At 67.9% G+C, this 5,382-nt stretch carries 8 protein-coding genes; all 8 read left to right on the top strand.

Annotated elements, in window-relative coordinates:
- Positions 1-517, top strand: a 517-nt coding sequence (locus tag LI92_RS19460; RefSeq protein WP_046321853.1) for an SDR family NAD(P)-dependent oxidoreductase, incomplete at its 5' end; no start/stop codon positions are given.
- Positions 518-550: 33 nt separating this feature from the next.
- A complete protein-coding gene (locus LI92_RS19455) occupies positions 551-955 on the top strand; it encodes a VOC family protein (RefSeq protein ID WP_046321852.1) in 405 nt (134 codons plus the stop codon).
- A gap of 120 nt (positions 956-1,075) precedes the next feature.
- Complete coding sequence (locus tag LI92_RS19450) at positions 1,076-2,353, top strand: inorganic phosphate transporter (RefSeq protein WP_046321851.1); 1,278 nt, start codon at positions 1,076-1,078, stop codon at positions 2,351-2,353.
- A complete protein-coding gene (locus LI92_RS19445) occupies positions 2,350-2,643 on the top strand; it encodes a hypothetical protein (protein ID WP_046321850.1) in 294 nt (97 codons plus the stop codon). Before LI92_RS19450 ends, LI92_RS19445 begins: the two co-directional genes overlap by 4 nt.
- 43 nt (positions 2,644-2,686) lie before the next feature.
- The gene (locus LI92_RS19440; RefSeq protein ID WP_046321848.1) at positions 2,687-3,892 is read left to right on the top strand and encodes an inorganic phosphate transporter; all 1,206 of its coding nucleotides are present in this window, start codon (positions 2,687-2,689) and stop codon (positions 3,890-3,892) included.
- Between the two features lie 5 nt (positions 3,893-3,897).
- Complete coding sequence (locus LI92_RS19435) at positions 3,898-4,188, top strand: hypothetical protein (protein WP_046321855.1); 291 nt, start codon at positions 3,898-3,900, stop codon at positions 4,186-4,188.
- Between the two features lie 57 nt (positions 4,189-4,245).
- Complete coding sequence (locus LI92_RS19430) at positions 4,246-4,548, top strand: DUF3349 domain-containing protein (protein WP_046321846.1); 303 nt, start codon at positions 4,246-4,248, stop codon at positions 4,546-4,548.
- Positions 4,549-4,619: 71 nt separating this feature from the next.
- On the top strand, positions 4,620-5,382 hold a 763-nt coding region (gene menE / locus LI92_RS19425), incomplete at its 3' end, for an o-succinylbenzoate--CoA ligase (protein ID WP_052740869.1).

Raw genomic sequence — 5,382 nt, 5'->3', positions numbered from 1 at the left:
GGACATCCTGGTCAACAACGCCGGGCGTTCCATTCGGCGGCCGCTGGCGGAGTCCCTGGACCGCTGGCACGACGTCGAGCGGACCATGACCCTGAACTACTACTCGCCGTTGCGCCTGATCCGCGCAATCGCGCCGGGCATGCTCCAGCGCGGCGACGGGCACATCATCAACGTCGCCACCTGGGGTGTGATGAGCGAAGCCTCACCGCTGTTCGGGGTGTACAACGCCTCCAAGACGGCGCTGTCGGCGGTCAGCCGTGTCATCGAAACGGAGTGGGCCGACCAGGGGGTGCATTCCACCACGCTGTACTACCCGCTGGTGGCCACCCCGATGATCGCCCCCACCAAAGCCTTCGAGAACCGCCCGGCATTGAGCTCCGGCGAGGCCGCCGAGTGGATGATCACCGCGGCGCGCAGCCGACCGGTGCGCATCGCCCCGCGTATCGCGGTGACCGCGCGCGCCCTGGATGTGGTGGCCCCCGGCTTGGTCACCTCGGTCATGCAGCGCGGTCGCTGATACCGCGGCGCCGGACGTGCTAGACACGCAGGCATGGAGATTCTGGCCAGCCGGGTCTTGCTCCGTCCGGTCGACTACCAACGCTCGCTGCGCTTCTACCGCGACGAGATCGGGTTAGCGATCGCCCGCGACTACGGCGCCGGAATGGTCTTCTACGCCGGCCAGTCGCTGATCGAACTCGCCGGGCACGGCAACCCCCGCGTCGCTCCACCACCGTTCCCGGGGGCGCTGTGGCTGCAGGTACGCGACGTCGCCGCCACCCAGGCCGAACTGCAGGAGCGTGGCGTGCCGATCGCCCGGGAAGCCCGCCAGGAACCGTGGGGTCTGCGTGAGATGCATGTCACCGATCCCGACGGCCTGACCCTGATATTCGTGGAGGTGCCCGCCGAGCATCCGCTGCGGCGCGACACCCGCCGGGCCAAACGACCCGAGGCGTGAGGCGTGAGGTTAACGAACGGCAAACAGTTCGAAACGTCTCGACATACACCGGCGTTTCCCACCGGCGATGGTTAGACAACAACACCATCGAGGCACCAGAATCAGTGCCGTGATGCTCCCGTGAGCCTTGATCTGTTCCTTTTGATCATCGTGGTAGTCACGGCTTTGGCCTTCGACTTCACCAACGGCTTCCATGACACCGGAAACGCGATGGCGACGTCGATCGCCAGCGGTGCGCTCAAGCCCAAGGCCGCGGTCACGCTGTCGGCCTGCCTGAACCTGATCGGCGCGTTCCTGTCCACCGCGGTCGCGGCGACAATCGCCAAGGGGCTGGTCGACGCCCAGCTGGTGAGCCTGGAACTCGTGTTCGCCGGCCTGGTCGGCGGCATCGTGTGGAACCTGCTGACCTGGTTGCTCGGCATCCCGTCCAGCTCGTCGCATGCCCTGATCGGCGGCATCGTGGGCGCGATGATCGCCGCGGTGGGCGGCCACGGGGTGATCTGGAGCGGCGTGGTCTCCAAGGTGCTGGTCCCGGCGGTGGTCGCCACGCTGATCGCCACGGTGATCGCCTCCGTCGGCACCTGGCTGGTCTACCGCGTAACCCGCGGCGTGGACGAGAAGCAGTCCGAGAAGTTGTTCCGGCGTGGCCAGATCGGCTCGGCCGCGTTGGTGTCCCTGGCGCACGGCACCAACGACGCGCAGAAGACCATGGGTGTCATCTTCCTGGCCCTGATGTCCTACGGCGCTGTCAGCACGTCCGAGACGCTTCCCCCGCTGTGGGTGATCGTCAGCTGTGCGCTGGCCATGGCCGCCGGCACCTACACCGGCGGCTGGCGCATCATTCGCACCCTGGGTAAGGGTCTCGTCGAGATCAAGCCTCCCCAGGGCATGGCGGCCGAGTCGTCGGCCGCCGCCGTCATCCTGCTGTCCAGCCACTTCGGCTACTCCCTGTCCACCACCCAGGTCGCCACCGGTTCGGTGCTCGGCAGCGGCGTCGGCAAGCCCGGCGCACAGGTCCGCTGGGGCGTGGCCGGACGGATGGCATCGGCCTGGCTGGTGACCCTGCCCATGGCCGGCGGCGTCGGCTCCGGCGCGTACGGCCTGGTGCACGGCATCGGCGGATACTTCGGAATCGCCGTCGGGGTGACGCTGCTGATCACGGCGGTGCTGGCGATCTGGCTGCGGTCGCGCCGCGCCCGTATCGACCACAACAACGTCAACGCCGAATGGAACGGCACCCTGACCGGCGGTCTGGACGCCCCGGGCGTTCGACCCGAGGAAGCCGGCCAGGAAGTCGAGCGCGCGCTGCGCGAAGCGCTCGAAACCGGTGCCGAGCAGGCGCGACTGGCCGTCGGGTCCGATACCCCCGCCCCGCCCCGCGAGGTCATCCGCTCATGAGTCAGTGGTTCAACTTCGACGCCACGCTGAAGATCCTGGTTTTCGGCCTGCTGGTCGGCGGGCTGCTGCCGGCGCTGTTCGCCGTCGGCGTCCGAGTGAACGCGGCCGGCACCAGTGCCTCCGCGGTGGACGCCGGGACGCCCGGCCTGCGCCGGTCGCTGTTGTTGGCGCTGAGCTGGACGATCTTCCTGGTGGTGCTGGCCGTCGCGATCCTCGGGGTGCTGTTCATCGCCCGCGACTTCCTGGGCCATCACCTGGGTTGGTACCTGCTGGGCGCCAAGCGCGGCTGACCCGGTTCGACAAGGTCCCGGTGGTGCTGCAAAAATCCGCACGGTGACCTTGGAGCTGTTCCTGTTGATCACGGTTGTGATCACCGCCCTGGCTTTCGACTTCACCAACGGCTTCCACGACACCGGCAACGCTGTGGCCACCGGGATCGCCAGCGGTGCGCTCAAGCCGAAGACAGCGGTGACGCTGTGCGCGACGCTGAATCTTGTCGGCGCGTTCATGTCCACCCAGGTAGCGGCCACCGTGGCCAAAGACCTCGTGGTCACCAACCTGGTGACGCTGGAAGTGATGTTCGCCGGGCTCGTCGGCGGCATCGTGTGGAACCTGACCACCTGGCTATTCGGCATCCCGTCCAGTTCGTCGCACGCCTTGATCGGCGGCGTCGTGGGCGCCATGCTGGCCGCCGCCGGCACAGCCGGGGTGCGCTGGCCCGGGGTGGTCTCCAAGGTACTGGTGCCCACGGTGATCGCCGTGCTGGCCGCGACCATGGTCGCCACCGTCGGCACCTGGCTGGTGTACCGGTTGAGCCGGGGCGTCTCGCGGAAGCGGACCCTGCGGGACTTCCGGCGCGGCCAAGTGGTCTCCGCGGCCCTGATGTCGCTGGCGCACGGCACCAACGACGCCCAGAAAACCATGGGCGTGATCTTCCTCGCCTTGATCACCTACGGAGCCGCCCACAAGACCGACGTCACACCGCCGCTGTGGGTGATCGTGTCGTGTGCGGTGGCGATGGCCGCCGGCACCTATTTCGGCGGGTGGCGGGTGATCCGCACCTTGGGTAAAGGACTCGTCGAGATCGAGTCCCCCCAGGGGATGGCCGCCGAGTCGTCCTCGGCAGCCATCATTCTGCTCTCCAGTCACTTCGGCTACTCCCTGTCGACCACGCAGGTGGTGACGGGTTCGGTGTTGGGCTCGGGTCTGGGAAAGCCCGGTGCCACCGTGCGCTGGGGAGTCGCCCGCCGGATGGCGACCGCCTGGTTGATCACGCTGCCGCTGGCCGGCGCCATCGGGGCGGGCACCTACCAGGTGATCCACGGCATCGGCGGCTTCCCCGGCACCGTTACCGGGGTGGTGCTGCTGGTGGGTGCCTCCGCACTCATCTGGCTGCAGTCGCGCAAGGTCCCGGTCGACCACACCAATGTCACCGCCGACTGGGGCGCACATATGACGGATGGGCTCGAAGTCATTGCGCCCCAACCGGATGAACCCGGCGTTGCCAACAAGGCAGGATCCGAAGGGGTCGGCGCGTGACCACCTTGAGCAGCTGGTTCGATTACGTTGCGACAGCGAAGATCTTGATCTTCGGCCTGCTGGTCGGCACCGCACTGCCGTCATTGTTCGCCGTCGGAGTCCGGCTGGGCGACGCAGCCGACGCAGCGACGCGGCACCGCCGGGAATTGATTCTGCTGCGGTGGATGGTCTTCGCGGTGTTGATCGCCGCAGTGGCGGTCGGCGTGCTGTTCATCGCCCGCGACTTCATCGAGCATCGGATCGGCTGGCAGTGGGAAGACTGGGGCAACTGGGACGAGGTGTTTGGCTTTGACTAGAAGTAATATTGCAGCCGGCATGTTCCTGGCGGTGTCGGCGCGGGAAGTTGACGCGGTATGAACAAATTTCTCACCTCGATCGTCGCCTGGCTGCGCGCCGGGTACCCCGACGGCGTGCCGCAGAATGACTACATTCCGCTGCTGGCACTGCTGTCGCGGCGGCTGACCAACGACGAAGTCAAAGACGTCGCCCGCGAACTGATCGGCCGCGGGGAGTTCGACCGCATCGACATCGGCGTGCTGATCGCCCGACTGACCAACGAACTGCCCGCCGCTGAGGATGTCGAGAGGGTACGTGAGCGGCTGGCGGCAAAGGGCTGGCTGCTCGACGACGCCCCCACCAACGGAGGCAACCCATAGCACGCCTGCGCGCGCTGGCGATCCCGCCCGGCGGTGCCGTCGCCGCGCTCTTGCCCGCCCTGCAGGAGGTTTTGGACGGGCGCAACGACGCATTCACACCGGTGGGCCCGGACACCGATCCATCGACCCTGACCGCATTGCGGGTCGGTGAACCCATCAGCGACGACGTCGCGCTGGTGGTGACGACCTCGGGAACCACCGGGACGCCCAAGGGCGCCCTGCTGACCGCGGCGTCTCTGCTGGCCGGCGCCGCTGCCACGCACGAGCGACTGGGCGGACCGGGCCGCTGGCTGCTGGCACTGCCGGCCCACCACATCGCCGGCATCCAGGTCCTGGTGCGCAGCGTTGCCTCCGGCACGGACCCCGTCGAGCTCGATGTGACAACAGGTTTCGACGTCGCGCAGTTGCCCGCAGCGGTGTCGGCACTCGGATCTGGCCGGCGCTACACGGCACTGGTCGCCACCCAACTGGCCAAGGCTCTGACAGTCCCGGCTTCCGCCGCCGCACTGGCGGAGCTGGACGCGGTGCTGCTGGGCGGAGGCCCGGCACCGCAACCGGTACTGGACGCCGCAGCAACCGCGGGAGTTCCGGTGGTGCGCACCTACGGCATGAGCGAAACCGCCGGCGGGTGCGTCTATGACGGGATTCCGCTGTCGGGCGTCCGGGTGCGCATCGGCAGCGAGGGCCGGATCGCGATCGGCGGTCCCACCCTGGCCAGCGGTTATCGCAATCCAGTGACTCCGGACCCGTTCGCGCACCCGGGATGGTTTGTCACCGATGACGTTGGCGCCCTTGACTCCTCGGGTCGCCTGACGGCTGTCTCTTATACACATC

It is taken from the genome of Mycobacterium sp. UM_Kg1 (assembly GCF_000972925.1).
In the GTDB taxonomy this organism is placed as follows: domain Bacteria; phylum Actinomycetota; class Actinomycetes; order Mycobacteriales; family Mycobacteriaceae; genus Mycobacterium; species Mycobacterium hiberniae.
This window is presented reverse-complemented; position numbering and strand designations above follow the sequence as displayed.